The sequence below is a fragment of the Streptomyces sp. NRRL S-244 genome (assembly GCF_000717915.1).
GTDB lineage: Bacteria > Actinomycetota > Actinomycetes > Streptomycetales > Streptomycetaceae > Streptomyces.
Window position 1 is genome coordinate 181,314 of the sequence record NZ_JOCX01000004.1, and the last position, 25,993, is coordinate 207,306.

Annotated in this window: 23 protein-coding genes; 15 read left to right on the top strand and 8 right to left on the bottom strand. The window is 72.8% G+C overall.

Annotated elements, in window-relative coordinates:
* Positions 1 to 113: 113 nt before the first annotated feature.
* Entirely contained in the window at positions 114 to 563 is a 450-nt protein-coding gene (locus tag IF02_RS0106805; RefSeq protein WP_030154387.1) for an Lrp/AsnC family transcriptional regulator, read from the bottom strand.
* A 131-nt stretch (positions 564 to 694) separates the two neighbouring features.
* Here IF02_RS0106805 and IF02_RS0106810 point away from each other — a divergent pair, with 131 nt between their 5' ends.
* Complete coding sequence (locus tag IF02_RS0106810; protein ID WP_030154389.1) at positions 695 to 1,696, top strand: asparaginase; 1,002 nt, start codon at positions 695 to 697, stop codon at positions 1,694 to 1,696.
* Positions 1,697 to 1,733: 37 nt separating this feature from the next.
* Here IF02_RS0106810 and meaB read toward each other — a convergent pair whose 3' ends face one another.
* The 3 genes from meaB to IF02_RS0106825 are packed head-to-tail and all read right to left on the bottom strand — an operon-like array spanning position 1,734 to position 6,830.
* Positions 1,734 to 2,717, bottom strand: a complete 984-nt coding sequence (meaB, locus tag IF02_RS0106815) for a methylmalonyl Co-A mutase-associated GTPase MeaB (protein WP_030154391.1) — start codon at positions 2,715 to 2,717, stop codon at positions 1,734 to 1,736.
* 10 nt (positions 2,718 to 2,727) lie between these two features.
* Positions 2,728 to 4,923, bottom strand: a complete 2,196-nt coding sequence (gene scpA / locus IF02_RS0106820; protein ID WP_030154394.1) for a methylmalonyl-CoA mutase — start codon at positions 4,921 to 4,923, stop codon at positions 2,728 to 2,730.
* A complete protein-coding gene (locus tag IF02_RS0106825; protein ID WP_030154396.1) occupies positions 4,920 to 6,830 on the bottom strand; it encodes a methylmalonyl-CoA mutase family protein in 1,911 nt (636 codons plus the stop codon). The genes scpA and IF02_RS0106825 overlap by 4 nt, the downstream gene beginning before the upstream one ends.
* 949 nt (positions 6,831 to 7,779) lie before the next feature.
* On the opposite strand from IF02_RS0106825, the gene IF02_RS0106830 reads away from it, so the two are divergent.
* Genes IF02_RS0106830 through IF02_RS0106855 form a run of 6 tightly spaced genes read left to right on the top strand, consistent with a single transcriptional unit; the run spans position 7,780 to position 13,615 of the window.
* On the top strand, positions 7,780 to 8,715 hold the full coding sequence (locus tag IF02_RS0106830; RefSeq protein ID WP_030154398.1) for a TauD/TfdA dioxygenase family protein: 936 nt from the start codon (positions 7,780 to 7,782) through the stop codon (positions 8,713 to 8,715).
* A 37-nt stretch (positions 8,716 to 8,752) separates the two neighbouring features.
* A complete protein-coding gene (gene ssuE / locus IF02_RS0106835) occupies positions 8,753 to 9,316 on the top strand; it encodes an NADPH-dependent FMN reductase (protein ID WP_030154400.1) in 564 nt (187 codons plus the stop codon).
* Positions 9,317 to 9,355: 39 nt separating this feature from the next.
* Positions 9,356 to 10,387 carry an ABC transporter substrate-binding protein gene (locus tag IF02_RS0106840; RefSeq protein ID WP_030154402.1) on the top strand — a complete coding sequence of 344 codons (1,032 nt, stop codon included), beginning with the start codon at positions 9,356 to 9,358 and terminating at the stop codon, positions 10,385 to 10,387.
* Positions 10,388 to 10,392: 5 nt separating this feature from the next.
* Positions 10,393 to 11,238: an ABC transporter ATP-binding protein gene (locus IF02_RS0106845; protein ID WP_030154403.1), complete on the top strand. Its 846-nt coding sequence runs from the start codon at positions 10,393 to 10,395 to the stop codon at positions 11,236 to 11,238.
* Positions 11,235 to 12,236 carry an ABC transporter permease gene (locus IF02_RS0106850; RefSeq protein WP_324603757.1) on the top strand — a complete coding sequence of 334 codons (1,002 nt, stop codon included), beginning with the start codon at positions 11,235 to 11,237 and terminating at the stop codon, positions 12,234 to 12,236. Before IF02_RS0106845 ends, IF02_RS0106850 begins: the two co-directional genes overlap by 4 nt.
* A gap of 32 nt (positions 12,237 to 12,268) precedes the next feature.
* The gene (locus tag IF02_RS0106855; protein WP_030154405.1) at positions 12,269 to 13,615 is read left to right on the top strand and encodes an LLM class flavin-dependent oxidoreductase; all 1,347 of its coding nucleotides are present in this window, start codon (positions 12,269 to 12,271) and stop codon (positions 13,613 to 13,615) included.
* 64 nt (positions 13,616 to 13,679) lie between these two features.
* Here the strand turns inward: IF02_RS0106855 and IF02_RS0106860 are convergent, their stop codons facing one another.
* Together IF02_RS0106860 and IF02_RS0106865 are read right to left on the bottom strand one after the other, a co-directional pair.
* Entirely contained in the window at positions 13,680 to 14,600 is a 921-nt protein-coding gene (locus IF02_RS0106860; RefSeq protein WP_030154406.1) for an NADP-dependent oxidoreductase, read from the bottom strand.
* A gap of 58 nt (positions 14,601 to 14,658) precedes the next feature.
* Entirely contained in the window at positions 14,659 to 15,372 is a 714-nt protein-coding gene (locus IF02_RS0106865) for a DUF2470 domain-containing protein (RefSeq protein ID WP_030154407.1), read from the bottom strand.
* A gap of 163 nt (positions 15,373 to 15,535) precedes the next feature.
* On the opposite strand from IF02_RS0106865, the gene IF02_RS0106870 reads away from it, so the two are divergent.
* The 4 genes from IF02_RS0106870 to IF02_RS0106885 all read left to right on the top strand — a co-directional run bounded on the left by IF02_RS0106870 (position 15,536) and on the right by IF02_RS0106885 (position 18,259).
* The gene (locus tag IF02_RS0106870) at positions 15,536 to 15,931 is read left to right on the top strand and encodes a cell division protein SepF (protein WP_030154409.1); all 396 of its coding nucleotides are present in this window, start codon (positions 15,536 to 15,538) and stop codon (positions 15,929 to 15,931) included.
* 67 nt (positions 15,932 to 15,998) lie between these two features.
* The gene (locus tag IF02_RS0106875) at positions 15,999 to 17,258 is read left to right on the top strand and encodes an ATP-binding protein (RefSeq protein ID WP_420708103.1); all 1,260 of its coding nucleotides are present in this window, start codon (positions 15,999 to 16,001) and stop codon (positions 17,256 to 17,258) included.
* On the top strand, positions 17,255 to 17,650 hold the full coding sequence (locus IF02_RS0106880; protein WP_078621930.1) for a nucleotide pyrophosphohydrolase: 396 nt from the start codon (positions 17,255 to 17,257) through the stop codon (positions 17,648 to 17,650). Before IF02_RS0106875 ends, IF02_RS0106880 begins: the two co-directional genes overlap by 4 nt.
* A gap of 123 nt (positions 17,651 to 17,773) precedes the next feature.
* Positions 17,774 to 18,259, top strand: a complete 486-nt coding sequence (locus IF02_RS0106885; RefSeq protein ID WP_030154416.1) for a DUF6099 family protein — start codon at positions 17,774 to 17,776, stop codon at positions 18,257 to 18,259.
* Between the two features lie 75 nt (positions 18,260 to 18,334).
* Here IF02_RS0106885 and IF02_RS32230 read toward each other — a convergent pair whose 3' ends face one another.
* Positions 18,335 to 18,601 carry a hypothetical protein gene (locus IF02_RS32230; protein ID WP_037835702.1) on the bottom strand — a complete coding sequence of 89 codons (267 nt, stop codon included), beginning with the start codon at positions 18,599 to 18,601 and terminating at the stop codon, positions 18,335 to 18,337.
* 203 nt (positions 18,602 to 18,804) lie between these two features.
* On the opposite strand from IF02_RS32230, the gene IF02_RS0106895 reads away from it, so the two are divergent.
* Positions 18,805 to 19,728: an LLM class F420-dependent oxidoreductase gene (locus IF02_RS0106895; RefSeq protein ID WP_030154418.1), complete on the top strand. Its 924-nt coding sequence runs from the start codon at positions 18,805 to 18,807 to the stop codon at positions 19,726 to 19,728.
* Positions 19,729 to 19,744: 16 nt separating this feature from the next.
* Entirely contained in the window at positions 19,745 to 20,680 is a 936-nt protein-coding gene (gene mmuM, locus IF02_RS0106900; RefSeq protein WP_030154420.1) for a homocysteine S-methyltransferase, read from the top strand.
* Here the strand turns inward: mmuM and IF02_RS34725 are convergent.
* Positions 20,659 to 21,696, bottom strand: a complete 1,038-nt coding sequence (locus IF02_RS34725) for a PASTA domain-containing protein (protein ID WP_158708463.1) — start codon at positions 21,694 to 21,696, stop codon at positions 20,659 to 20,661. The two genes, mmuM and IF02_RS34725, sit on opposite strands and share 22 nt — an antisense overlap.
* A 213-nt stretch (positions 21,697 to 21,909) precedes the next feature.
* Between IF02_RS34725 and IF02_RS0106910 the strand changes: the two genes are divergently transcribed.
* Together IF02_RS0106910 and IF02_RS0106915 are read left to right on the top strand one after the other, a co-directional pair.
* Entirely contained in the window at positions 21,910 to 23,403 is a 1,494-nt protein-coding gene (locus IF02_RS0106910) for a 3' terminal RNA ribose 2'-O-methyltransferase Hen1 (RefSeq protein ID WP_030154423.1), read from the top strand.
* Positions 23,400 to 25,976 carry a polynucleotide kinase-phosphatase gene (locus IF02_RS0106915; protein ID WP_030154425.1) on the top strand — a complete coding sequence of 859 codons (2,577 nt, stop codon included), beginning with the start codon at positions 23,400 to 23,402 and terminating at the stop codon, positions 25,974 to 25,976. The genes IF02_RS0106910 and IF02_RS0106915 overlap by 4 nt, the downstream gene beginning before the upstream one ends.
* The last annotated feature ends 17 nt before the right edge of the window (positions 25,977 to 25,993 follow it).

Below are 25,993 nucleotides of genomic sequence, written 5' to 3' on the forward strand. Positions count from 1 at the left end.
CAACGGCGGCTCCTCCGGCCGGGTGACTCCGGCAGACGCCCAGGGGGTTGATGCCGTGCCCGCCGCCATCGCGGCCGCGGCCCTCTGGTTCATCGAACGGGGCCTTGGTGTGTTCAGACGGGGAGGCCCGTTGGTTCCTTGATGCGCTTCATGATGATCTGGGAGTTGACTTCCGTGACGCCGGAGAGGGCCGTCAGTTTTTCGATCCAGAGGCGTTCGTACGCGCGGAGGTCTGCGACGGCGATGCGCAGGAGGCAGCCGGGGCTGCCGAAGAGGCGGTACGCCTCGATGACGTCGGGGATGTCCTGGAGGGCGGCCTCGAAGGCCTCGACGGCGGCGCGGTCGCGGCGCACCTCGACCGAGACCAGCACCTCGAAGCCGCGGCCGACCGCCTCGGGGGCGATCACCGCGCGGTAGCCCTGGATCACCCCGTCCTGTTCGAGCTGGCGTACGCGGCGCATGCAGGGGGAGGGAGTCAAGCCGACACGCTGGGCCAGCTCCTGGTTGCTGAGGCGGCCGTCGGCCTGGAGCTCGCGCAAGATTTCACGGTCAATGGCGTCCATCGGGCAATTATCACCCCGTGGAGGGTGAGAGTGTGAGTGAAACTGGCAATCGCGTTGCGCATCGATCTCACTATCATTGCCAGCTCAGCACATCTGTACGAGGTATCACCCGTACGCGAGAAAGGGTGGCCATGGGACGGATCGTCGTCATCAGCACCGGCGGCACGATAGCCAGCCGCTGGCAGGGTTCCGGCTTCGCGGCCGACGCCGACGGGCGTGAGGTCATGGCCACCGCGCCGCTGCCCGAGGACATCACCATCGACGTGGTGGACCTGTTCAGCGTGAACAGCCCCCGGCTGACCACCGCCCACCAGCTCACCCTGCTGCGCACCGTGCACGAGGTGCTCGCCGATCCGGGCGTGGACGGCATCGTCGTCACGCACGGCACCGACACCCTGGAGGAGTCGGCGTTCCTCGTCGACCTGCACCACCACGACCCGCGCACCGTCGTCTTCACCGGCGCGCAGCGCCCGATGGGCACGGCCGACGGGGACGGCCCGGGCAACCTCTACGACGCCCTGCTCACCGCGGCGAACACCCGGGGGCTCGGCGTGCTGATCGCCTTCGGCGGGCGGGTGCACGCGGCCCGCGGCACGGTGAAGACCCAGGCGGTGGCGCTGGACGCGTTCGCCGACCCCTCGAAGGAACTGCTCGGCAAGATCGGCTTCGGCAAGGTCACGATGCTGCGGGCCCCGCAGCGCCCGGAGCCGCTGCCGCTGCCGGCCATGCCGGAGGTGCCGCCGCGGGTGGACATGGTGATGCACCACGCGGACGGGGACCCGGTGCTCCTGAAGGCCGCGCTCGCGGCGGGTGCGCGGGGGCTCGTGCTGGTCGGTACGGGGGCCGGGAACGCGACTCCCGAGATCGTGGACGCGGTACGGGACGCCGTCGCGCGAGGCGTGCTGGTCGCGCTGACCACGCGGGTCGCCGCCGGGCCGGTGACGGAGATCTACACGCACGGCGGCGCCGTGGACCTGGTCGCCGCGGGCGCCGTCCCGACGGGCACCCTCCGCGCCGGCCAGGCCCGCATCGCGGTCCTCTCGGCCCTGCTGGCCACCACGGACCCGGCCGGGCAGACCCGCGTCCTGGCCCGCGCGCTGGGCACCCAGGACGCGGCCCTGATCGAAGCCTGACCCGCTCCGACCCACCCCGGACACCGGGGTGGGTCGGTCAGTTGGCGAACGCCGACAGGATGCGGTCCGCCGCGGAGGTGGGGGTGACGGTGCCCGCTCGGACCGCTGCTTCCAGGGCGGGCGACACGTCGCGGACGGCCGGGTTCGCGCGCAGGCGTTCCAGGAGCTCCTCGCGGACCATCGACCAGGTCCACTCCACCTGCTGATCGGCGCGCTTCGCCGCCAGCCGGCCGCCCGCGTCCAGCAGCCGGCGGTGTTGCTCCAGGCGGTTCCACACCTCGTCCAGACCCGCCGACTCCCGCGCGCTGCACGTGAGTACGGGCGGGGTCCAGGCCGCGTCGGCCGGGTGCATCAGGCGCAGGGCGCCCGACAACTCCCGCGCCGCCGCCTTCGCGTCGCGCTCGTGTGGGCCGTCCGCCTTGTTCACCGCGAGGACGTCCGCCAGCTCCAGGACACCCTTCTTGATGCCCTGCAGCTGATCCCCCGTACGGGCCAGGGAGAGCAGGAGGAAGGAGTCCACCATGCCGGCGACCGTCGTCTCCGACTGGCCCACGCCCACCGTTTCGACGAGGACCACGTCGTAGCCCGCCGCCTCCATGACGATCATCGACTCCCGGGTGGCCTTCGCGACCCCGCCCAGCGTCCCCGCCGAAGGCGACGGGCGGACGAACGCCGCCGGGTCCACCGACAGGCGCTCCATCCGCGTCTTGTCGCCCAGGATCGAACCGCCCGTACGGGTGGAGGACGGGTCCACCGCCAGGACCGCCACCCGGTGGCCCAGCCCCGTCAGCATCGTGCCGAAAGCGTCGATGAACGTGGACTTGCCGACCCCCGGCACCCCGCTGATCCCGATCCGGCGCGCCCGCCCCGCGTGGGGGAGCAGTTCCGTCAACAGCTGCTGCGCCAGGGCGCGGTGGGCGGGCAGGGTGGACTCGACGAGGGTGATGGCGCGCGCGATGAACGCGCGCTTCCCGTCGAGGACCCCCTTCGCGTAGGCCTCGATCTCGATCTTCGGAGGCATCGGCCGCGCCCTACAGCTCGTGGCCCAGTTCCGCGGCCAGCCGCGTCACCAGGTCGTGGGCCGCGTCCGGGATCACCGTGCCGGGCGGGAACACCGCCGCCGCGCCCATCTCCAGCAGCGTCGGCACGTCGGCCGGCGGGATCACCCCGCCCACCACGATCATGATGTCCTCGCGCCCCTCCTCCGCCAACTGCTCGCGCAGCGCCGGTACGAGGGTCAGGTGACCGGCCGCCAGCGACGACACGCCCACCACGTGGACGTCCGCCTCGACGGCCTGGCGGGCCACCTCCGCCGGGGTCTGGAACAGCGGGCCGACGTCCACGTCGAAGCCCAGGTCGGCGAAGGCGGTCGCGATCACCTTCTGGCCGCGGTCGTGCCCGTCCTGGCCCATCTTGGCGACCAGGACACGCGGACGGCGCCCCTCCGCCTCCTCGAACCGGTCGACCAGCGCACGCGTGCGCTCCACGTTCGGGGACTCGCCCGCCTCGGTGCGGTACACACCCGAGATCGTACGGATCTGGCTCGCGTGCCGCCCGTACACCTTCTCCAGTGCGTCCGAGATCTCACCCACCGTGGCCTTGGCCCGCGCCGCGTCCACCGCCAGCGCCAGCAGGTTCCCGTCCGCGCGGTCCGCGGCGTTCGTCAGTGCCCGCAGCGCGTCCTGCGTGACCGCCTCGTCGCGCTCCTCGCGCAGCCGCCGCAGCTTCTCGATCTGCTGCGTGCGCACCGAGGAGTTGTCGACCTTGAGCACGTCGATCTGCTCGTCGTTCTCCACCCGGTACTTGTTCACGCCGATCACCGGCTGGCGCCCCGAGTCGATCCGCGCCTGCGTACGGGCCGCGGCCTCCTCCACGCGCAGCTTCGGGATGCCCGCGTCGATGGCCTGCGCCATGCCGCCGGCCGCCTCGACCTCCTGGATGTGCTGCCAGGCCCGGCGCGCCAGGTCGTACGTCAGCTTCTCGACGTACGCGCTGCCGCCCCACGGGTCGATCGACCGGCAGGTCCCCGACTCCTGCTGGAGCAGCAGCTGGGTGTTGCGGGCGATGCGCGCCGAGAAGTCCGTCGGCAGCGCGAGCGCCTCGTCGAGGGCGTTGGTGTGCAGCGACTGGGTGTGCCCCTGGGTCGCCGCCATCGCCTCGATGCACGTGCGCGTGACGTTGTTGAACACGTCCTGGGCGGTCAGCGACCAGCCCGAGGTCTGCGAATGGGTGCGCAGCGAGAGCGACTTCGAGTTCTTCGGGTCGAACTGCTTGACCAGGCGCGCCCACAGCAGGCGCGCGGCGCGCAGCTTCGCGACCTCCATGAAGAAGTTCATGCCGATCGCCCAGAAGAACGACAGGCGCGGCGCGAACGCGTCCACGTCCAGCCCGGCGCCCTGACCGGCGCGCAGGTACTCCACGCCGTCGGCCAGCGTGTACGCGAGCTCCAGGTCGGCCGTGGCCCCGGCCTCCTGGATGTGGTAGCCGGAGATCGAGATGGAGTTGTACCGCGGCATCTTCTGCGAGGTGAACGAGAAGATGTCGGAGATGATCCGCATCGAGGGCTTGGGCGGATAGATGTAGGTGTTGCGGACCATGAACTCTTTGAGGATGTCGTTCTGGATGGTCCCGGCGAGCTTGTCGGGGGAGACGCCCTGCTCCTCCGCCGCCACGATGTAGAGGGCGAGGACCGGCAGCACCGCGCCGTTCATCGTCATCGACACCGTCATCTTGTCCAGCGGAATGCCGTCGAACAGCTGGCGCATGTCGTAGATCGAGTCGATCGCCACGCCCGCCATGCCGACGTCACCCGTGACGCGCGGGTGGTCGCTGTCGTAGCCGCGGTGCGTGGGCAGGTCGAAGGCGATCGACAGGCCCTTCTGGCCGGCCGCGAGGTTGCGGCGGTAGAAGGCGTTCGACTCCTCGGCCGTGGAGAAGCCCGCGTACTGCCGGATCGTCCAGGGCTGGTTGACGTACATGGTCGGGTACGGGCCGCGCAGGTACGGGGCCACGCCCGGGTAGGTCCGGAGGAAGTCCAGCCCCTCCAGGTCCCGGCCCGTGTACAGCGGCTTCACGCCGATGCCCTCGGGGGTCTCCCACAGCAGGTCTCCGGCGGCGGTCCCGGTGGACTCCTTCACCGCCGCACGCCACTGGTCCTCGGACCCGGCCGCGGCGGCGCCGCCGCCCAGCGGGAGGGCGGAGAAATCGGGGATTGCGGTGCCGCTCACGAGGACACTCCCATCCGGTCGAGTACGGAGGACAGCACGGCGACCGCATCGCAGCCGGCGAATACGTACTCGTCCACGGCGCCGGCCGACGTGCCGGGCTTGCCCGCGAGGAACACCGTCGTCGCACCGGCCGCGCGCAGGGCCGCGGCCACCGCCTCGGCCTGCTCCTCGTACAGCGCGTCGCTGGAGCACAGCACGGCCATGCCGTCCGCGCCGCTCGCGGCGTAGGCCTCGGCGGCCGTCGCCGGGTCCACCGACACCGGGTCGTGGACCGGCTCGACGCCACCCGCCTGGAACAGGTTCGCGGCGAAGGTGGCGCGCGCGGTGTGCGCCGCCGCAGGTCCCAGCGCGGCGAGGAAGATGCGCGGACGGTTCCCCGTCGCGGCCAGGTGCGCGTCGCTGCGGGCGCGCAGCGCCTCGTACGCCTCGTCGCGCCGTACGCGCGGCAGCCCGCCCGTGGGGCCCGCCGGGGCGGGCTCGCGGTCGAGGGGCTTCTCCGAGAGCAGTGGGAACTCGCTGACGCCCGTGATGGGTTCACGGCGCTTGGCGAGCCGCTTGGAGCGCTCGGCCCAGGTGGCGGCCAGCCGGTCGGCGACCAGCCCGGAGCGCAGGGCGGCGGCCAGGCCGCCGGCCTTCTCGATCGTCTGGAAGAACTCCCAGGCGGCGTGCGCGAGTTCGTCGGTGAGCTGCTCCACGTAGTACGAGCCGCCGGCCGGGTCGATGACGCGGGCCAGGTGCGACTCCTCCAGCAGGATGGTGGAGGTGTTGCGGGCGATGCGGCGCGCGAAGGCGTCCGGCAGGCCCAGCTCGTGGTCGAAGGGGAGCACGGTGACCGAGTCGGCCCCGCCGACGCCCGCCGCCATGCAGGCGACGGTGGTGCGCAGCATGTTCACCCACGGGTCGCGGCGGGTCATCATCACGGGAGAGGTGACGGCGTGCTGGCGCTGGGCGCCGGCGTCGGGGGCCCCGCAGGCCTCGGCGATCCGGGCCCACAGACGGCGCGCGGCGCGGAACTTCGCGATGGTGAGGAACTGGTCGGCGGTCGCGGCGTAGCGGAACTCGAGCTGGCCGAGGGCGGCGTCGACGCCGAGGCCTTCGGCGGTGGGTCCTTCGGCGGTGGGGGCGCCGTCCGTAGCGGCACCCTCCGTGAGGGCGCGCAGGTACGCGACGCCGGTGGCCAGCGACAGGCCGAGCTCCTCGGCGGCCGAGCCGCCGGCCTCGTGGTACGGCAGCGCGTCGACGAGGAGGGTGCGGACGCCGGGCCAGTGCGCGGCGGCCTCCCGGGCGAGGCCGACGGCGCCGGCGAGGTCCAGGACTTCACCCGTACGGGCCTCATGGCCGAGCGGGTCGGCGCCGAGGCTCGCGCGGGCGGCCTCGGGGGCCACCCGCCGCTCGGCGTACAGGCGCAGCAAGGCGCGGCCGGCGTCGGCGTATTCGGCTCCGGCGTCGAGGGAGACGGGAGCCAGGTCGAGGTAGACGCCGTCGAGGGCGCGGGGGAGCGCGTCGACGGGGAGCCCGCCGGGGCCGCCGCCCAGGGACAGCCAGAGGGAGGTGACCCCGTTCTCGAGGTCGGTGAGAACGGCCTCGTTCACCCGTACGGGGTCATTTCCGACGTACCGCTGCCGTACGTCCCAACCGGCGGCGGCACCACCGGCGGGGCTGCCGCCCCGTATGAACGGCGCGAATCCGGGAAACCCGGTCTCTTCGGCCGTTTCGGGTGCGGTGTACAGCGGGCGGGTGATGAGCCCGTCCTCGAGCTTCGTGGACAACGCGTCTTCTGCGGCTTCGCCGGATACGTCCTTGCCGGACTTGCGTAGAACGCCCTCTACCAGGCGCTGCCACTGCTCATGCGTCGCGTCAGGGAACTCGGCGGCCAAGGAGAGCCCGTCATCAGGCAGGACCGTCATGGCTCGAATGCTAGGGGGGTGGCCTTGTGCACGACTATAACCACCGGATGTGATCTCCCCCTCTCATGTGAGAGGGGTCGGGTCACGAAAGAGCGTCCCGAGCGGCGGCGCGGCGTTCGGGGGCCCGGGGCCGGGGGCGGTGGCGGGGCCGGAGTGGGGCCGGGGTGGGGCCGGTGCCGGGGGGCGGCTTCGGCCCCGAGGGCATGCGGCCCGGCGGGTGCGTGGCGGTCGCGTTGCAGGGGCGTGAAATCCGGCCACGGTTTTCAGCCGTTCGGGGGCGGTGGGTGGTGCCTACAAGTGCGATTGAAACGCCAGGTCAGGGGTGGTGCGCCGAGGTGGGCGGGGGATCCGTTCAGGGTTTGTTTCGGCGTGTCGGGCGGGGCTTGACCCGTCCTGGAGTCGCTGCCAGGCTCCGAGCCATGTCCGCGTACGAGCTTCTCGCCCCGCGGTTCCACACCCCCGGCTCCTGTACCGCGCCGGGTGCGTGTCCGGGCCGCTGTCAGGCCCCGCGCCGCGCCTGAGCGCCGCCCCGGGTCCTGCCCGATGACCGTTCGGCCTCCCGCCGGACCGGCCATCGGTCCCACTGCGACCCGGCACGGCCCGGCTCCCGGCCGGCTCCTCCGCGGTCGGCCGGTCAGGCCGCGGCCGTTCGCCTTCCGGCCTCCGGCCGGTTCGGCCCTGCCAACCGGCTCGAATCCCGCTCGGCCTCCGGCCAACCAGCCTCCGGCCACCTGACCGAAGGCCGACGACCCGGCCCCAGGTCGACCCGTTCGGCGACCCCCTGCGGCCGTCTCGCGGTCACATGCCCAGCACCCCCTGTCCCGCGGACCGGCGGCAAGCCCTGCCCGCAGGCCGGACCTTCCCCCTCCGGCCGGCGCCCCGTACCCGCTCCGCGTCCGGTCGCCGCCTTGCGGCCATCCGCTGTCGAAACCAACCCGAAGGAGTTCCCATGAGCACCGCCACCCGCACCCAGCCCGTTGTCACCCGGATCGGTGGCCGGATCGGCGCCGAGATCGAGGGCGTGCGGCTGGGGGGTGGGCTTCCGGACGAGGTCGTCGCCGAGGTCCGGTCCGCCCTCCTCGCCCACAAGGTCGTCTTCTTCCGCGACCAGGACCACCTCGACGAGGCCGGCCACGAAGCCTTCGCCCAACTTCTCGGCACGCCCGTCGCCCACCCCACCGTGCCCTCCGCCGACGGCCGTTACGCCCTCGGCATCGACTCCCACCACGGCGCCCGCGCCAACCAGTGGCACACCGACGTCACCTTCGTCCCCGCCTACCCCGCGTTCTCCATCCTCCGCGCCGTCACCATCCCCCCGTACGGCGGCAACACCCTCTGGGCCAACACCGCCGCCGCGTACGCCCACCTCCCCGAGCCGCTCCGCGTCCTCGCCGACAGCCTGCGCGCCGTCCACACCAACGAGTACGACTACGCCGCCCTCAAGCCCGACGCGCTGCCCGAGGCCCTCGCCCAGTACCGCGAGGTGTTCACGTCCACGAAGTTCCGCACCGAGCACCCCGTCGTCCGCGTCCACCCCGAGACCGGCGAACGCACCCTGCTCCTCGGCAACTTCGTCCAGCGGATCGACGGCCTGACCGGTCAGGACTCCCGTGCGCTGGTCGACCTCTTCCAGTCGCACATCGAGCGCCCCGAGAACACCGTCCGCTGGCAGTGGCGGGCCGGCGACGTCGCGATCTGGGACAACCGGGCCACCCAGCACTACGGCGTCGACGACTCCGACGACCACGAGCGCACCCTGCGCCGCGTGACGGTCGACGGCGACGTACCCGTGGGGCCGGACGGGGTCCCGTCCCGCCTGATCAGCCCGGAGACCGTCCCCGACCCGTCCTTCGGCATCCCGTCGGGCGCCTCCGCCACCGCCTGACCCAACCGCCCCGCCCGTACGCGCCCCAGGAGGCACCGTGCCCACCCTGCTCGCCCTCACCGGCAGCCCCTCCCCGCACTCCCGTACCGCCGTCGTCGCCGAGCACGTGCTGCGCCGGCTCGCCCACGCCGGGTTCGACACCGCCCACCTCGCCGTACGGGAGCTGCCCGCCGCCGACCTCCTCTCGGCCCGCCGCGGCGAGCCCGAGATCCGCAGGGCCCTCGAAGCCGTCGCGGAGGCCGACGGGATCATCGTCGCGACCCCGGTCTACAAGGCCGCGTACACCGGCCTGCTCAAGGCCTTCCTCGATCTGCTCCCGCAGGACGGGCTGGCCGGGAAGACGGTCCTGCCGATCGCCACCGGCGGCAGCCTCGCCCACGTACTGACCCTCGACTACGCCCTGCGCCCGGTGCTCGCCGCGCTCGGAGCCCGGCACGTCACCGCCGGCCGGTTCGTCCTGGACTCCTCCGTGGAGCGCGGGGCCGGCCCCGGCCGGCTGCGGCCCGAGGCGGAACTGGACCTCTTCCAGGCCGTCGACGAGTTCGCCGAGGCGCTGAACGCCCAAGCCTCCGCCGCCCCCTTCGCCACGACCGCCCCGTAGCGGCCCCGAAACCACCGATTCCGAACAAGGACCCCCTCCATGCCCGCAGCCCTCGCTTCCACCTCCACCACCCGACGCCAGTTCCTCACCCTGCTCGGCATCTCGGCGGCCGCGGTGAGCTGCGGCACGGCCACCGCCACCGGCGGATCCGCCAAGCAGGTCACGTCCCTCAAGTACCAGGGCGCCGTCGGCGCCGTTCTGCTCCCCGAACTGGCCGCGGACCTCGGCTACCTGGGCGGCCTGACCCTCGACTGGGTCGGCAACACCATCAGCGGCCCCCAGGACATCCAGTCCGCGGCCACCGGCCAGACCCACTTCGGCGGAGCCTTCAACGGCGCGATCGTCAAGCTCGCCGCGAGCAAGGCCCAGATCCAGTCGGTCATCTCCTACTACGGCTCCGACAAGGACACCTACCTCGGCTACTACGTCCTGGAGGACAGCCCGATCCGCTCGCCCCGCGACCTGATCGGCAAGAAGGTCGGCATGAACACCCTGGGCGCCCATGCCCAGGCCCTGCTGGACATCTACCTGGAGCGCAACGGCGTCGCCAAGGCCGAGGCCGCGAAGGTCGAGTCCCTCGTGGTCCCGCCCGTCAACACCGAACAGGCGCTGCGCCAGAAGCAGATCGAGGTAGGGGTGCTCAGCGGCGTCCTGCGGGACAAGGCCCTGGCCACCGGCGGCATCCGCCCGCTGTTCAAGGACTTCGAGCTGCTGGGCGCCTTCAGCGCCGGGTCGTACGTGATGACCCGGCGGTTCATCAAGGAGAACCCCGACACCGTACGGACCTTCACGACCGGTGTCGCCAAGGCCATCGAATGGTCCCGGACCACCCCGCGCGAGGAGGTCATCGCCCGGATGACCGAGATCGTCAAGAAGCGCGGCCGCAACGAGGACACCTCCACCCTCCAGTACTGGCGCTCGTTCGGCGTGGCCGAGACCGGCGGCCGGATCGCCGACAAGGAGTTCCAGCTGTGGATCGACTGGCTCGGTGAGCGCGGCGAGATCAAGAAGGGCCAGTTGAAGCCCTCCGACCTCTACACGAACGAGTTCAACGACCAGGGGAAGGGCTGAGCTCCATGGCGAAGATCGTGTTCGAGTCCGTGACGAAGACCTTCCCGAGGAAGCAGGCCAAGGGCAGGAAGGCCGGGGCCCTCGGTGACGGCGGGAGCTTCACCGCCCTCGACGGCGTGGACCTGGAGATCGGGGCCGGGGAGTTCGTGGTGGTCGTCGGCCCCAGCGGCTGCGGCAAGTCCACCCTGCTCGACCTGCTGGGAGGCCTGACCCGGCCCACCTCCGGGCGGATCCTGCTCGACGGCGAGCCGGTCACCGGACCCGGCCTGGACCGGGGCATCGTCTTCCAGCAGTACGCCCTGCTGCCCTGGCGCACCGCGCTCGGCAACATCGAGTTCGGGCTGGAGGCGACCGGCGTCCCCCGCCGTGAACGCGCGGAACGGGCCCGTGAGTTCCTGGACCTCGTCGGCCTCACCGGCTTCGAGGACCGCCACCCGCACGAGCTGTCCGGAGGGATGCGCCAGCGCGTGGCCATCGCCCGGTCCCTCGCCTACGACCCGGACGTCCTGCTGATGGACGAGCCGTTCGCCGCGCTCGACGCGCAGACCCGCGAATCCCTCCAGGACGAGCTGCGCCGCATCTGGCAGCGCACCGGCAAGACCGTCGTGTTCATCACGCACGGGATCGAGGAGGCCGTGTACCTCGGGCAGCGGGTGGCCGTGATGACCTCCCGCCCCGGCCGGATCAAGGAGGCAGTCCCCGTCTCCTTCGGCGACCGGGCCACCGGCGCCGGCGGGGAGGAGCTGCGCTCCAGCCCGGAATTCGCCCGCTACCGCCACGAGATCTGGACCCTGCTCCACGACGAGGTGGCCCGCGCCCAGCAACTGGAGAAGGAGGAGGCCACCGTATGAGCACCGGAACCGATACGAAGAGCACCGCGGCCGAGGCGGGTCCCGAGGCGGGTCCCGAGAGCGGGGTGCGCACCGAGGCGCCCACGCCCGTAGGCGAACCCGCGCCCGTACGCGAACCCGCGCCCGTACGGGAGCCCGGCCCGGTACGGGAACCCGCCGCGGCCCCGGCCGCGCCGTCGGCCGCCGCCCCTTCGGCCCCCGCTCCGGCTCCGGCCGCACCGGCCGCCCTGCGCGCCGTCGCCCGGTGGCTGCGCGCGGCCGCCCTCCGCTCGGCGGCGATTCTCGCCCTGCTCGCGGTCTGGGAGGCGGCGCCCCGGCTCGGGCTGGTGGACTCCACCTTCCTCCCGCCGGTCAGCGAGGTCGCCGCGGCCTGGTGGGAACTGGCGGGCAACGGCCAGCTCGCCGAGCACACGCAGGCCAGCCTGGTCCGCTCCTTCGGCGGCTTCGGCATCGCCGTCGTCGTCGCGGTCCCGCTCGGCCTGCTGATCGGCTGGTACCGCCCGGTCGCGGTGCTGCTCGGCCCGCTGCTGGAGGTGTTCCGCAACACGGCGGCCCTCGCACTGCTGCCGGTGTTCGTCCTGCTGCTCGGCATCGGCGAGACCTCGAAGGTCTCCATCGTCGTCTACGCCTGCGTCTGGCCGATCCTGCTGAACACCATCAGCGCCGTCGGCAACGCCGATCCGACCCTGGTCAGACTCGCCCGCTCCATGGACCTGTCCACGCCGAGGCTGTTCCAGAAGGTGATCCTGCCGGCCTCCGTACCGGCCGTCTTCACCGGTATCCGGCTGGCCGGCGCCGTCTCGATCCTGGTCCTCGTGGCCGCCGAGATGATCGGCGCCAAGGCGGGTCTCGGCTATCTGATCAACGCCTCGCAGTTCAACTTCGCGATCCCGGAGATGTACGCGGGCATCGTCACCATCTCGGCCATCGGCGTCGCCTTCAACCAGCTCCTCGTCACCGTCGAGCGCCGCCTCAGCCTCTGGCGCGTCCCCGCCTGACACTCGTCTCTCCCACCCCGAGGAACACCATCATGACCGCACGCCGGACCCTCCACCTCAACGCGTTCCTCATGAACGCCGGGCACCACGACGCCGCCTGGCGGCATCCCGACAGCAGTCCCGAGCGGGTCACCGACCTGCGGTACTTCCAGGAGCTCGCGCAAACCGCCGAGCGGGGGCGGCTGGACTCGATCTTCTTCGCGGACGGACTCGCCCTCTGGGGCAAGGCCCGCTACAACGCCCTCGGCGGGTTCGAGCCGCTGACCCTGCTCTCCGCCGTCGCCGCCGTCACCGAGCACGTCGGGCTCATCGCCACCGTCTCCACCACCTTCAACGAGCCGTTCCACCTCGCCCGCAAGTTCGCCTCCCTCGACCACATCAGCAACGGCCGTGCCGGCTGGAACATCGTCACCTCCGGCACCGTCGACGAGGCCCGCAACTTCGGCCAGGACGAGCACCTCGAACACAGCCTCCGCTACGACCGCGCCCGCGAGTTCCTCGACGTGGCCACCAAGCTCTGGGACAGCTGGGAGGACGACGCGATCGTCCTCGACAAGGAGCGCGGCATCTACGCCGACACCGACAAGCTCCACCCCGCCGCCCACCGCGGTACGTACTTCGGCGTCGCCGGCCCGCTCAACGTGCCCCGCTCCCCGCAGGGCCACCCGCTGCTCGTGCAGGCCGGCTCCTCCGAGGACGGCAAGGAGTTCGCCGCGCAGTACGCCGAGGCCGTCTTCACCGCCCAGCAGACCCTCGCCGACGGGCAGACCTTCTACAAGGACCTCAAGTCGCGCCTCGCGAAGTACGGCCGGGCCGAGTCCGACCTGCTCGTCCTGCCCGGCATCGCCCCCGTCATCGGCTCCACCGAGGCCGAGGCCAAGGCTCTGGAGCAGCAGCTCACCGACCTCCAGGTGCCGGAGTACGGGCTCGCCCAGCTCTCCGGAATGCTCGGCACCGACCTGACCGGCCTGCCCCTCGACGGCCCGCTGCCCGAGCTTCCCGAGGAGCGGGACATCAACGGCAACAAGAGCCGCTTCACCCTCGTCGCCGAACTGGCCCGCCGCGACGGCCTCAGCCTGCGCGACCTGATCGCCCGCCTCGGCGCCGGCCGCGGCCACCGCGTCTTCGCCGGCACGCCCGAGCAGATCGCCGACCAGCTGGAGGAGTGGTTCACCCAGGGCGCCGCCGACGGGTTCAACATCATGGCGCCCGTGCTGCCGACCGGTCTCACCGACTTCGTCGACCACGTCGTGCCGATCCTCCAGCGGCGCGGCCTGTTCCGCACGGAGTACACGGGGGCGACCCTGCGCGAGAACTACGGCCTCGGGCGCCCGGCGAACCGGTACGCGGAGGCCGTCACTGCCGCTGCCACCGGCTGACCGGCTGACCGGCCCAAGTCCGCGGGCCGCCGGAGCCTCGTGCTCCGGCGGCCCGCGCGTGTCGTCAGACGGTGAGGACGATCTTGCCGCGGGTGCGGCCCGCCGCGCTGAGCTCCCAGGCCTTCGAGGCCTCGGCGAGCGGCAGCGCGTGCTCCACGTTGACCGTGAGCTTGCCCGCGTCGGCGAGTTCCGCCAGGAACGCCAGGTCGGTCGGGTCCGGGCGCACCCACAGCTGGTGCGCGCCCTTGGCGGCGGCCTCGTAATCGGCGATGGAGACCACCCGGCCGCGCTCCTTGACGAGCGACTGGAGGATCTCGACGGCGCCGTCCCCGAAGAAGTCCAGCCCGGCGTCGATGCCTTCGGGCGCGAGCGCGCGGATCCGGTCCGCCAGGCCCTCCCCGTACAGGACGGGTTCGGCGCCGAGCGAGCGCAGGTAGTCGTGGTTGTGCGCGCCGGCCGTGCCGATGACGCGCAGGCCGAGCGCGACGGCGATCTGCACGCCGAAGGAGCCGGTGCCGCCCGCCGCGGAGTGGATGACGACGGTCTCGCCGGCCTTGAGGCCCACGCGGGTGAGGGACTGGTACGCGGTGAGGCCGGCCAGCGGGAGGCCCGCGGCCTGCTCGAAGCTCAGGGCGCGCGGCTTGCGGGCCAGCGTCCGGACGGGGGCCGAGACGAGTTCGGCGTAGGTGCCGAGCTCGACCCACTCCTTGCGGACGTACCCGTACACCTCGTCGCCGACGGCGTGGTCGAAGGTGTCGGGGCCGACGGCCTCGACGACGCCGGCCACGTCCCAGCCGGGTATGACGGGGTACCGCACTTCGAGGATCGGGTCGAGATATCCGGCGGCGAGCTTCCGGTCGACCGGGTTGACACCGGCGGCCTTGACCCGGATCAGCACCTCGCCGGGGCCGACCTTGGGCTGCGGTACGTCAACGAGCTTGAGGTTCTGGGGAGTTCCGTATGCGTCGTACGTGATTGCCTTCATGATCGAACCCAACGGGGCCCCGGGCGGAGCTATTCCCGTACGGGCTCCTCCGGAGCCCTCAGGCAGGCAGGCTGTTGCGGTGCGAGCGCCGCCGGGCCGCGCTGAACAGGGCCTGGATCTGCACCCCGGACTGCTCGACGTCGTCCAGCGGGGAGGGGAACGGCAGTCGTACGTCGTGGTGGCCGCGCCGCAGCTCCAGGCGCAGGGTGATCCCGTACCGGTCCATGGCGAGCGGCAGTACGCGCAGGACCGCGCCGGCGGGCAGCGGCCGGACCAGGCGCAGCAGGAGCGTGACGAGCTCGGCGTGGTCGTCGAGGAGGTGGGTGAGCATGCCGGCCTCGAACGGGGCGAGGGGGTCGGGGCAGGCCGCGTCGAGCTCTTCGAGGCCGACGTACGTGCGGCCCTCACCGGTCTCCAGGACGGCCCGGCCGAATTCCATGCAGGTGGAGTCGGCGCCTTCGTCCGTATACGGCGTGAGCAGGCGGCCGGTGATCGTGACGCGGGCGCGCACCCGGTCCCGTACGGGGGTGGGGGCGATGTCGGTGAACTCCAGCCGGATCGACGGCCGGCACTCGGATTCGCCGCCGGGTTCGGCGGGGTGCAGGTGCAGCCGGCCCATCGGGTCCGACCCGTCGAGGTGGCGGACCTCGCTGCTCAGCCCGTCGGTGACCACGGTCATGGAGTGGGCGGCGGCCAGGATCGACCGGATCCGCTCGGCATCGGCGGGCCGGCCGGCGGCCGGGGTGGCGGAGGCGGCACCGGACATGCGCATGCGGGATCTCTCCATCGTCCTGGGCAAGTGACTTAGGTATGCCTAACCTAACCTATTCGCTTCTGCAGGAGTACCCCGTGTCGCTCGTGTCGTTGTTGGGCTGAACGGGTGAAACGCGAGAGGATGGGGGGATGCACATGAAGCGCACGGCCGAGGCGGCCCGGTGAGCAGGTACGACGTCACGGACGAACAGTGGGAGGGGCTCGCGCAGGTGGTCCCCCTGCGCAGTCGCAACGAGTGGCCCTCCCGGGTGGACCACCGCACGATCCCCACGGCGCCGGGGGCGTCCGCGGCGGAACAGCGGCGCTTCGTCGTGATCCGGGTCCAGGTCTTCGCCGACGCGCGGGAGGTGGCCGAGTACCTGATCGCGCAGATCCCGGTGCTGCTCGACCTCACCGGCGCGGACGGCGAAGTGGCCAAGCGGATCCTCGACTTCAGCAGTGGCGTGGTCTTCGGGCTGGGCAGCGGGATGCACCGGGTCGACCGGAACGTCTTCCTGCTGGCGCCCGTCGGGACCGAGGTCGAGGGGATCGCGGCCGCAGCCGTCCCCCGATCGTAGGAAGGTCGCCAGGGCGGAACGGTTCGCCGTGCCCACCGGGGGCCCGGCGGCCCGTACCGTCCGGCGCATGGACGCCATTTCGGACTTGAACGCGCCCGGGGCCGCGGCCCCTGCCCGTGCCGGGTTATCCGCTGCCCTTGCCGACGACGGGCTCCCGCCCGCTGCCGCCGTGCCGGTGGACCGCGCGCGGCCGCCCGCCGTCGTGCACCACCGGCCCGTCGTCACCGAGTTGCGGCTCTCCGCGTTCGGGAGGCACCGCGGCGCCGTCTTCGCACTGGAGCCCGTGACCTTCCTCGCGGGGCCCAGCGGCAGCGGCAAGTCCCAGGTCCTGGCCGCCTACGAGGCGCTGGCCGGGCTCGGGGCCGGGGCCACCCTGGAGGAGGCGTTCCCCGATCCGCGGGCCCGCATCCCCGACCGGGCCCTGCCCGACGGCCAGGGGCGGCGCGGCTTCCGCATCGGCTGCACCGTGGACGGGCCCGTCGGGCCGGTCCGGCTCGACCTCGCCGTACAGGCCGAGCCCACGCTCCGGATCGTCGGCGAACGGCTCGCGGTGGACGGGCAGATCCTGCTCGGCACCGCCCTGCGCGACCCCGGCCGGCGCTCCGTGCAGGCCTCCTGGCTGACCGGCGGGGCCGTCGGCGTCACCCGGGCCCCGCTGCCCGACGACCGGCTCGGCACCGCCCTGCTCCCGCTGCGCGTCGCCGGTTCCACGGCCGGGCAGCGCCAGGTGCTCGCGGCAGCGGAGCAGGTGGTGGTGGCGCTGCGCTCGGTGTTCCCCTGCGACCCGCACCCCGACCGGATGCGCGCACCCGTCCCGCCGGGCGAGGGCCGGCTGCTCGGCGACTGCGCCAACCTGGCCGATGTGCTCCGCCGGACCCGCCACGAATGCGGCACCCGCCACGCATTGCTCGCCGCGGCCGCGCGGACCGGCTGCGCGGGCCCGGTGGAGGGGCTGGACGTACGGGCTCCCGCGCACGGCCCGGTCGCGGCGGTGCTGGACCGCGGGCGCGCCGGGCCCGCCACGGAACTGGGCCGGCTCGGCGCGGGAGAGCTCCGCTTCCTCGCGCTGGCGCTGGTCCTGCTGACCGGCCCGGGGGTGCTCGCCATGGACCCGGCCGCCGAGCTGCTCTCCGCCCGGCAGGCGCTGACCGTCCTCGCCGACGGCTTCGACCGCGATCTGGACCGGCGGCAGAGCGCCGAACTGCTGCGGCTGGCCCTGCTGTCCTGCGGTCGCGGTCATGTCCGGCTGCTCGCGGCGGTGGGGGAGGCGGCGGCCGCGGCCGCCCGCGCGACCCCGGGGGTCACGGTGGTAGACCTGACGCCATGAGCGATGAGCAGGACGTACAGCAGGGGGACGAGCCGCAGCCGCACGAGCGGCTGCACCGACTCCAGCGGCGGCTGGCCGAGTTCGCCGCCGCGCGCGGCTGGGAGCCGTACCACACGCCCAAGAACCTGGCCGCGGCGCTGAGTGTGGAGGCGTCCGAACTGGTCGAAATCTTCCAGTGGCTGACCCCGGAACAGTCGGCGAAGGTCATGGAGAAGCCGGAGACCGCGCACCGCGTGGCCGATGAGGTCGCCGACGTACTGGCGTATCTGCTGCAATTCTGTGAGGTTCTCGGGGTGGATGTGCTGGATGCGCTCGCCGCGAAGATCGAGAGGAACGAGCTCCGCTTCCCGGTGACAGGGCCTCCGACATCGAATTGTCACTCTTCGGAGTGATGGCGTCGTCCACAACCATGTTTGTGTCCACAGATTTCCGAATACCCCTGGCTTTACTGGCCCATTGCCCTCACTCTGGGTAGTGGTGAGGATGGCGGATGTCGTGCGGACGGGGGACGGCATATGGATGCGGTACGGCTCATCGCGGCCGGCCGGCACGCGCTGGCGCAGAGCGGGGCGGCGATGGACATCGTGGGCGAGGCCTGGCAGGCCCAGGCGCTCGCGCAGGGGATCGGGAGCTGGCTGGCGGTCACGGGACCGCCGGAGCTGAGATCGGAGGCACGGGGACTGGGTGAAGCGGGGGGCAGAGGCTGCGGGGTGCTCGACAGAGCGGCCGTGGGCGGAGAGGGCAGTGCGCCCGACTATCCGCCGAGAGCCGCGCAGCTGACCGGGGTGGCGGATGTCCGCCAGGCTCTGCTCGGGCTGCAGGCACTGCTCGGCGAAGTGGGGATAGCCCTGGTCGGAGTGGCCTGTGCGACGGACGACGAAGGCCTGTACTGGCAGTGCATAGAGTCCATAGACGCGGCCGACGAATCGAGCGACCGGGTCCGGGGCGTCCTGCGCAGACTGACGGTCCGTGAACGGGGGTCCGCCTCCGGCGTGGCCTGACGGGAGAGCGGTGCGGAGCGGAATCGGGGTCCCGCCGCGCGCGACGGGACCCGCACGGTCATCCGGCCGGCACGGTCAGTGCGACCGGTAGGGCGGGCGCTCGCCCTCGGGGGTGCGGCTGCCCGGGGCCGGCGGCGTGCCGGGGGCGCGGTCCGTGGAGGACTGGAGGTCGGCGTCGAGCTGCGACAGGTCGGCGTTCAGCGCCGCCATCAGCTCTTCCATCTGCTGGAGCAGGCCCTTCGGCGCGCCGCCCTGGGCGGCCGCCGCGGGCTCCTGACGTGCGTGGTCGTGTGCTGCCTGTCCGGCTTGTCCGGTGTGCTCGGGCACGGACTCGTGGGACATGGCGGCCTCCTCGGCCCTGGCCCTTCCAAGGCGGAAGGGGGCGGTGGACGCGTCGGCGAGAGGCCGCCGGCGCGCGGGCCGGGCGGTCCGGCTCCGTCCGAGCCAACGATCTCCATCCGGGCTGGTCACTGGCCGGGCGCGGGGTGGACCGTCCGGTTGACGCAGATTCACCCTGCCGGGGTGGGCGAGGCAGGATGGGAGTCATGGATCTCCGTATTTTCACCGAGCCCCAGCAGGGCGCGAGCTACGACACCCTCCTGACCGTCGCCAAGGCCACCGAGGACCTGGGCTTCGACGCGTTCTTCCGGTCGGACCACTATCTGAAGATGGGTTCGGCGGACGGCCTGCCGGGGCCCACCGACGCCTGGATCACCCTCGCGGGCCTGGCCCGGGAGACGCGGCGGATCCGGCTCGGCACGCTGATGACGGCCGGGACCTTCCGGCTGCCCGGCGTGCTCGCCATCCAGGTGGCGCAGGTCGACCAGATGTCCGGCGGCCGGGTCGAACTGGGGCTGGGTGCGGGCTGGTTCGAGGAGGAGCACAAGGCGTACGGCATCCCGTTCCCGGCGGAGCGGATGGCCCGGCTGGAGGAACAGCTGGCCATCGTCACCGGGCTGTGGGCGACCGAGCCCGGGGCCACGTTCGACTACGCCGGCACCCACTACCAGGTGGAGAAGTCCCCGGCGCTGCCCAAGCCGGCCCAGGCCAAGGTGCCCGTGCTCATCGGCGGCCACGGCTCGAAGCGCACCCCGCGCCTCGCCGCCCGGTACGCGGACGAGTTCAACATGCCGTTCGCGTCGATCGCGGACAGCGAGCGGCAGTTCGGCCGGGTGCGCCGGGCCGCCGAGGAGGCCGGGCGGGGGGCCGACGACCTCGTCTACTCCAACGCGCTGGTGGTGTGCGTCGGCAGGGACGACGCCGAGGTCGCCCGCCGGGCCGCCGCCATCGGCCGGGACGTGGACGAGCTCAAGGCCAACGGCCTGGCCGGCTCCCCGTCGGAGGTGGTGGAGAAGATCGGCGCCTACGCGGCCGTCGGCAGCTCCCGCGTCTACCTCCAGCTGCTCGATCTCGACGACCTGGACCACCTGGAGCTGATCTCGGCCCAGGTGCTGTCCCAGCTCGGCTGAGGGAGGCGGAGGAACCGTGCCCCGCGCGTCCGGCCTGCTCGCCGAAGCCCTCGCCCGCAGGGTCGTGCTCCTGGACGGCGGTCTGAGCAACCAGCTCGCCGACCAGGGCTGCGACCTGTCCGGAGGGCTCTGGTCGGGCCGGGTGCTCGCCGAGCGCCCGGACCAGGTGGAGGCCGCCCACGCGGCGTACGCGCGGGCCGGGGCGGAGGTGCTGATCACCGCCAGCTACCAGGTCGGGTACGAGGCCTTCGCCGCGCACGGCCACGACCGGGCCGAGACCACCGACCTGCTGCACCGCAGCGTCGCGCTGGCCGCCCGGGCGGCCGGGGCCGCCGACCGCGAGGTCTGGGTCGCCGCCTCGGTCGGCCCGTACGGGGCGGTGCTCGCGGACGGCTCCGAGTACCGCGGGCGGTACGGGCTGAGCGTGCGCGAGCTCGCCGCCTTCCACCGCCCCCGTATCGAGGCGCTGCTCGCGGCGGGCGCCGATGTCCTGGCGCTGGAGACCATCCCGGACGCGGAGGAGGCCGAGGCCCTCCTCGGCGTCCTCGCCGGAACGGGGGCGGCCGCCTGGCTGAGCTACACCGTGGACGGCGCCCGCACCCGCGCCGGCCAGCCGCTCCCCGAGGCCTTCGCCCTCGCGGCCGGGGCCCCGGAGATCATCGCGGTCGGCGTCAACTGCTGCGACCCGGCGGACGTGCTGCCCGCCCTGGAGGCAGCCGCCTCCGTCACCGCCGCACCGCTCCTGGCCTACCCCAACGACGGCTCCGTCTGGGACGCGCCCACCGCCACCTGGCACGCCCCGCCCGACCCCGCCCCCTGGCCCGTCGAGGCCTGGCGCACCGCGGGCGCCCGCCTGATCGGCGGCTGCTGCCGCATCGGCCCGCCCGACATCGCCGAACTGGCCGCGGGGATTCAGGGGGACGGGACCGGTCATTGGCGCCAGCGGGGCTGACCGGGACCCTTGCAGGTGTAGGAGACGCCCTTCTTGCTGACGCCGGTTGCCCCGGCCGGGGAGCAGAACGCTCCGGGCGTCACGGTGCCCGCGCCCCCGCCGCCGCTGTCGGAACCGCCGGAGGAGGACGAACCCCCGGAGGAGGACGAACCCCCGGACGCGGATCCCCCGGAGGAGGACCCCGCGGAAGAGGAACCGCCGGAAGAGGAACCGCCCGATGCCGTGCTGCCGGAGTCGTCGTCCTCATGCGTCGGTACCGGCTCGGGGTGGAGCCGGGTGTTCGGCGCACTCGGGCAGGGGGTCCCGGGGGACGCGAGCTTCAGGGCGGCGGAGGTGGTCCCCGGCGCGCTGATTTCCTTGCCCTCTTCGGGTTCCTGGAAGCAGACGACCCAGTCGTCCACGGCGGTCGGCAGGGTGACGTCCGTGTAGGCGCTCTGCGGCTCGATCTTCTGGAAGCCGATCGGCCTGAGCGTCTCCGATGCCTTGGCGAAGGCCAGACCGACGACCTTGGGCATCTTCGGATAGGGGATCGGATCCCCGTCCTTCGCGGGGCACGGGGCATCGGTGCGGACCACGCCGAAGTCGAGCGTGGGTATCGCACCGGCCTTCTCGGTGAGCACGCTCTGGAAGCACACCTTCCAGGTGTCCTCGGCCACTTGGGCGGCGTTCCCCTCGGAGGCGTCGTGCGAGAGCACGCCGAATCCGGCGGCGAGCGCCATCGCCTTCGCCTCCTTGAGGTTCCGGCCGACGAGGGCGGGCGGCTCGGCCCGGGCGGGGCTCGCGCTGGGCGGGGCGGACGCGACAGCGGCCGGCTTGGAGTCGGCCTCGGCCTTCTTCGGCGGGTCGCCCAGGAACGGTGTGAGGAACCACAGACCGGCGAGAACTGTTGCGACGACCTTCTTGGTCTGTCCCCACCGGCTCGTCCACGCGAGCGCGATGCCCGCGGGCGGGATCACGACCAGCAGAGCGATGATCAGGGCGGGATGCTGCCACCAGCGGCGCACGGGCGCGGGCATGGGCGGGTAAGGCTGCGGCGGGTACACGAGAGGAAGCCCTCCTGGGCGACGGGCCTGCCGGGGCACGGGGAACGACGTGTTCCGGGGACCGTACAGCGCCCGCCGCACGGGTGTGGGGTACTTGCCCGGATCGGGATCCGCGGGGTCGCCGGCGGCGGCGGAGGAAGGAAATCCAGTGGCCTCCGGCGGCGGGCTGCGTCCATGCTGAGCTGCATGTTCCTGACGATCTCCACCACTGGCAGTGCCGAGCACCCGGCCACCGATCTGGGCTTCCTGCTGCACAAGCACCCTGGGAAGGTGCAGGCGTTCTCCACCTCCCACGGCGTGGCCCACGTGTTCTATCCCGAAGCCGCGCAAGAGCGGTGCACGGCGGCGCTGCTGCTGGAGGTTGACCCCGTCGCGCTCGTGCGGCGCGGGCAGGGCAAGGGGCGGGGCGGTGCGCCCGACGCCGCGCTCGCGCAGTACGTCAACGACCGCCCGTACGCGGCCTCCTCGCTGCTCGCCGTCGCGCTCAGTTCCGTCTTCCGCAGCGCGCTGGGCGCCAAGTGCGCCGCCCGGCCGGAGCTGCCGGAGCAGGCGCGCCCGCTGCGGATCGAGATACCGGCGCTGCCGGCCCGCGGCGGGCCGGAGCTCGTCCACCGGCTGTTCGATCCGCTCGGCTGGGACCTCGTACAGGCCGAACCCGTACCGCTCGACGAGCAGTTCCCCGAGTGGGGGGACTCCCGGTACGTACGGCTCGTCCTGGAGGGCGGGCTGCGGCTCGCCGACGCCCTGCGGCAGCTCTACGTCCTGCTGCCCGTGCTCGACGACGCCAAGCACTACTGGGTCGCCCCCGACGAGGTCGACAAGCTGCTGCGTGCCGGGGACGGCTGGCTCGCCGCGCACCCCGAGAACGGACTCATCAGTGCCCGCTATCTCGCACGCCACAAAAGGCTGACCCGCGACGCCCTGGAGCGGTTGGAGCTGCTGCGTCTGGCCGAGGCCGACGGCAGTGAGGTCGAGGAGCTCGACAACGCCGTGGAGGAGACCGACGAGAGGCCGCTGCCGCTCGCCGTGCAGCGCCGCGAGGCGATCCTCACCGCGCTCCGCGCCGCCGGTGCGGCCCGGGTCCTCGACCTCGGCTGCGGACAGGGCCAGCTGGTGCAGGCCCTCCTCAAGGAGCCGGCCTTCACCGAGATCGTCGGTGTCGACGTGTCGATGCGGGCCCTCGGCATGGCCGCCAAGCGGCTGCGCCTGGAGCGGATGGGGGAGCGGCAGAGCAGCCGCGTCCGGCTGCTCCAGGGCTCGCTCGCGTACACCGACAAGCGGCTGGCCGGTTATGACGCGGCCGTGCTCAGCGAGGTCATCGAGCACCTGGACCTGCCGCGGCTGCCCGCCCTGGAGTACGCGGTGTTCGGCGCGGCCCGCCCCCGTACGGTCCTCGTCACCACCCCCAACGTCGAATACAACGTCCGCTGGGAGAGCCTGCCCGCCGGGCACGTCCGGCACGGCGACCACCGCTTCGAGTGGAACCGCGCGGAGTTCCGCGGCTGGGCGGCCGCCGTGGCCGGCCGCCACGGGTACGAGGTCGCCTTCGTGCCCGTCGGCGACGACGACCCCGAGGTGGGGCCGCCCACCCAGATGGCCGTCTTCACACGGATCCAGACCGACACGGACAGCGCCACCGACACCGACACCGACACCGCCAAGGAGGGAGAGGCCGCATGACCAGTACCGGCAACCGCGTACTTCCCGTGACCGATCTGTCCCTCGTCGTCCTGGTCGGGGCCACCGGATCGGGGAAATCCACCTTCGCCCGCAGGCACTTCAAGCCCACCGAGGTCATCTCCTCCGACTACTGCCGGGGTCTGGTCTCCGACGACGAGAACGACCAGAGTGCGAGCCGGGACGCCTTCGACGTCCTGCACTACATCGCGGGCAAGCGCCTCGCGGCCGGCCGCCTGACGGTCGTCGACGCCACCAGCGTGCAGGCCGAGGCCCGCCGCGGGCTGGTCCGGCTCGCCCGCGAGCACGACGTGCTGCCCATCGCCATCGTCCTCGACATGCCCGAGGAGGTCTGCGCCGAACGCAACGCCACCCGCCCCGACCGGGCCGGGCTGCCCCGCGCCGTCATCCAGCGGCACCGCCGCGACCTGCGCCGCTCGCTGCGCGGACTGGAGCGCGAGGGCTTCCGCAAGGTGCACGTGCTCCGCACTCCGGAGGAGGCCGAGGCCGCCGAGGTGGTGCGGGAGAAGAGGTTCAACGACCTCACCCACCTCACCGGCCCCTTCGACATCATCGGTGACATCCACGGCTGTTCCTCCGAGCTGGAGACCCTGCTCGGTAAACTCGGGTACGAGGACGGCGTCCACCCCGAGGGCCGCACCGCCGTGTTCGTCGGCGACCTCGTCGACCGCGGCCCGGACAGCCCCGGCGTCCTGCGCCGGGTGATGGGCATGGTCGGCTCCGGCAACGCCCTGTGCGTGCCCGGGAACCACGAGAACAAGCTCGGCCGTCATCTCAAGGGCTCCAAGGTCCAGCAGACCCACGGGCTCGCCGAGACGATCGAGCAGCTCGGCCGCGAGCCGGAGGAGTTCGTCCAGGAGGTGCGGGAGTTCATCCGCGGCCTCGTCAGCCACTACGTGCTCGACGGCGGCAAGCTGGTGGTCTGTCACGCCGGCCTGCCCGAGAAGTACCACGGGCGCACCTCCGGCCGGGTCCGCTCGCACGCCCTGTACGGGGAGACCACCGGCGAGACCGACGAGTTCGGCCTGCCCGTGCGCTACCCGTGGGCCGAGGAGTACCGCGGCAAGGCGGTCGTGGTCTACGGCCACACCCCGGTCCCGAACACCGCCTGGATCAACAACACCATCTGCCTGGACACGGGCGCCGTCTTCGGCGGGAAGATGACCGCCCTGCGCTGGCCCGAGCGCGAACTGGTCGACGTACCGGCCGAGAAGGTCTGGTACGAGCCGGCCAGGCCGCTCGCCACCGAGGCGCCGGGCGGACACGATGGCCGTCCGCTCGACCTGGGCGACGTGCACGGGCGCCGGATCGTCGAGACCCGGCACCTGGGCAACGTCACCGTGCGCGAGGAGAACGCGGCGGCGGCCCTGGAGGTCATGAGCCGCTTCGCGGTGGACCCGCGGCTGGTCCCGTACCTGCCGCCGACCATGGCGCCCACCGCCACCTCGAACGAGAGCGGCTACCTGGAGCACCCGGCCGAGGCCTTCGCCCAGTACCGCAAGGACGGCATCGCCCAGGTCGTCTGCGAGGAGAAGCACATGGGCTCCCGCGCCACCGTCCTCGTCTGCAAGGACGCCGAGGCGGCCCGTGCGCGCTTCGGTGCCGGGGGTGCCTCCCACGCCGAAGGCGGTGGGGGAGGCCCGACCGGTTCCGTCTACACGCGCACCGGCCGGCCCTTCTTCCAGGACCCCGAGGTCACCGAGGAGGTCCTCGCCCGGCTCCGCGGCGCCATCACCGACGCGGGCCTGTGGGAGGAACTCGCCACCGACTGGCTGCTGCTGGACGGGGAGCTGCTGCCCTGGTCGCTGAAGTCCACCGGCCTGCTGCGCAACCAGTACGCCGCCGTCGGCGCGGCCTCCCGCGCCGTCTTCCCGGACGCCCTCGCCGCCCTGGCCGCGGCCACCGGGCGGGGCATCGACACCGGCGACCTGCTCGCCCGCCAGCGGGACCGGGCCGCCGACGCCGAGCGGTTCACCGACGCCTACCGGCGCTACTGCTGGACCACCGACGGGCTGGACGGCGTACGGTTCGCGCCGTTCCAGCTGCTGGCGGCGGCCGGGCGCTCGCTGGCCGCCGTACCGCACGACGAGCAGCTGTTCTGGCTGGACCGGCTGGTCGCCGCGGACGAGGCGGCCGGCACCGGGCTGCTGCGCCGCACCGGCCGGATCCTGGTCGACACCGCCGACGAGGACTCCGTACGGGCGGGCACCGACTGGTGGCTGGAGCTGACGGCGGCGGGCGGGGAGGGCATGGTCGTCAAGCCGCTCCAGGCGTATGCCCGGGACGGCAAGGGCCGGCTGGTCCAGCCCGGGGTCAAGGTGCGCGGGCGCGAGTACCTGCGGATCATCTACGGCCCGGAGTACACGCGTCCGGAGCAGCTGGAGAAGCTGCGCGGGCGGTTCCTGGGGCACAAGCGCTCGCTGGCCCTTCGCGAGTACGCGCTCGGGCTGGAGGCCCTGGACCGGCTGGCGGGCGAGGAGCCGCTGTGGCGGGTGCACGAGGCGGTCTTCGCGGTGCTCGCCCTCGAATCGGAGCCGGTCGACCCCCGGTTGTGAGTGGGGGGCGGTACGCG

What these genes read in the sequence shown, in the direction of transcription:
- IF02_RS0106845 (WP_030154403.1), top strand. Translation starts at nt 10,393, where the DNA reads ATGGCGAAGATCGTGTTCGAGTCCGTGACGAAGACCTTCCCGAGGAAG.
- IF02_RS34725 (WP_158708463.1), bottom strand. Translation starts at nt 21,696, where the DNA reads ATGCCCGCGCCCGTGCGCCGCTGGTGGCAGCATCCCGCCCTGATCATC.
- IF02_RS0106875 (WP_420708103.1), top strand. Translation starts at nt 15,999, where the DNA reads ATGGACGCCATTTCGGACTTGAACGCGCCCGGGGCCGCGGCCCCTGCC.
- IF02_RS0106880 (WP_078621930.1), top strand. Translation starts at nt 17,255, where the DNA reads ATGAGCGATGAGCAGGACGTACAGCAGGGGGACGAGCCGCAGCCGCAC.
- meaB (WP_030154391.1), bottom strand. Translation starts at nt 2,717, where the DNA reads ATGCCTCCGAAGATCGAGATCGAGGCCTACGCGAAGGGGGTCCTCGAC.
- IF02_RS0106910 (WP_030154423.1), top strand. Translation starts at nt 21,910, where the DNA reads ATGTTCCTGACGATCTCCACCACTGGCAGTGCCGAGCACCCGGCCACC.
- IF02_RS0106895 (WP_030154418.1), top strand. Translation starts at nt 18,805, where the DNA reads ATGGATCTCCGTATTTTCACCGAGCCCCAGCAGGGCGCGAGCTACGAC.
- IF02_RS0106885 (WP_030154416.1), top strand. Translation starts at nt 17,774, where the DNA reads ATGGATGCGGTACGGCTCATCGCGGCCGGCCGGCACGCGCTGGCGCAG.
- IF02_RS0106865 (WP_030154407.1), bottom strand. Translation starts at nt 15,372, where the DNA reads ATGCGCATGTCCGGTGCCGCCTCCGCCACCCCGGCCGCCGGCCGGCCC.
- IF02_RS0106830 (WP_030154398.1), top strand. Translation starts at nt 7,780, where the DNA reads ATGAGCACCGCCACCCGCACCCAGCCCGTTGTCACCCGGATCGGTGGC.
- IF02_RS0106825 (WP_030154396.1), bottom strand. Translation starts at nt 6,830, where the DNA reads ATGACGGTCCTGCCTGATGACGGGCTCTCCTTGGCCGCCGAGTTCCCT.
- IF02_RS0106805 (WP_030154387.1), bottom strand. Translation starts at nt 563, where the DNA reads ATGGACGCCATTGACCGTGAAATCTTGCGCGAGCTCCAGGCCGACGGC.
- IF02_RS0106855 (WP_030154405.1), top strand. Translation starts at nt 12,269, where the DNA reads ATGACCGCACGCCGGACCCTCCACCTCAACGCGTTCCTCATGAACGCC.
- IF02_RS0106810 (WP_030154389.1), top strand. Translation starts at nt 695, where the DNA reads ATGGGACGGATCGTCGTCATCAGCACCGGCGGCACGATAGCCAGCCGC.
- IF02_RS0106915 (WP_030154425.1), top strand. Translation starts at nt 23,400, where the DNA reads ATGACCAGTACCGGCAACCGCGTACTTCCCGTGACCGATCTGTCCCTC.
- IF02_RS0106860 (WP_030154406.1), bottom strand. Translation starts at nt 14,600, where the DNA reads ATGAAGGCAATCACGTACGACGCATACGGAACTCCCCAGAACCTCAAG.
- IF02_RS0106850 (WP_324603757.1), top strand. Translation starts at nt 11,235, where the DNA reads ATGAGCACCGGAACCGATACGAAGAGCACCGCGGCCGAGGCGGGTCCC.
- IF02_RS0106840 (WP_030154402.1), top strand. Translation starts at nt 9,356, where the DNA reads ATGCCCGCAGCCCTCGCTTCCACCTCCACCACCCGACGCCAGTTCCTC.
- IF02_RS32230 (WP_037835702.1), bottom strand. Translation starts at nt 18,601, where the DNA reads ATGTCCCACGAGTCCGTGCCCGAGCACACCGGACAAGCCGGACAGGCA.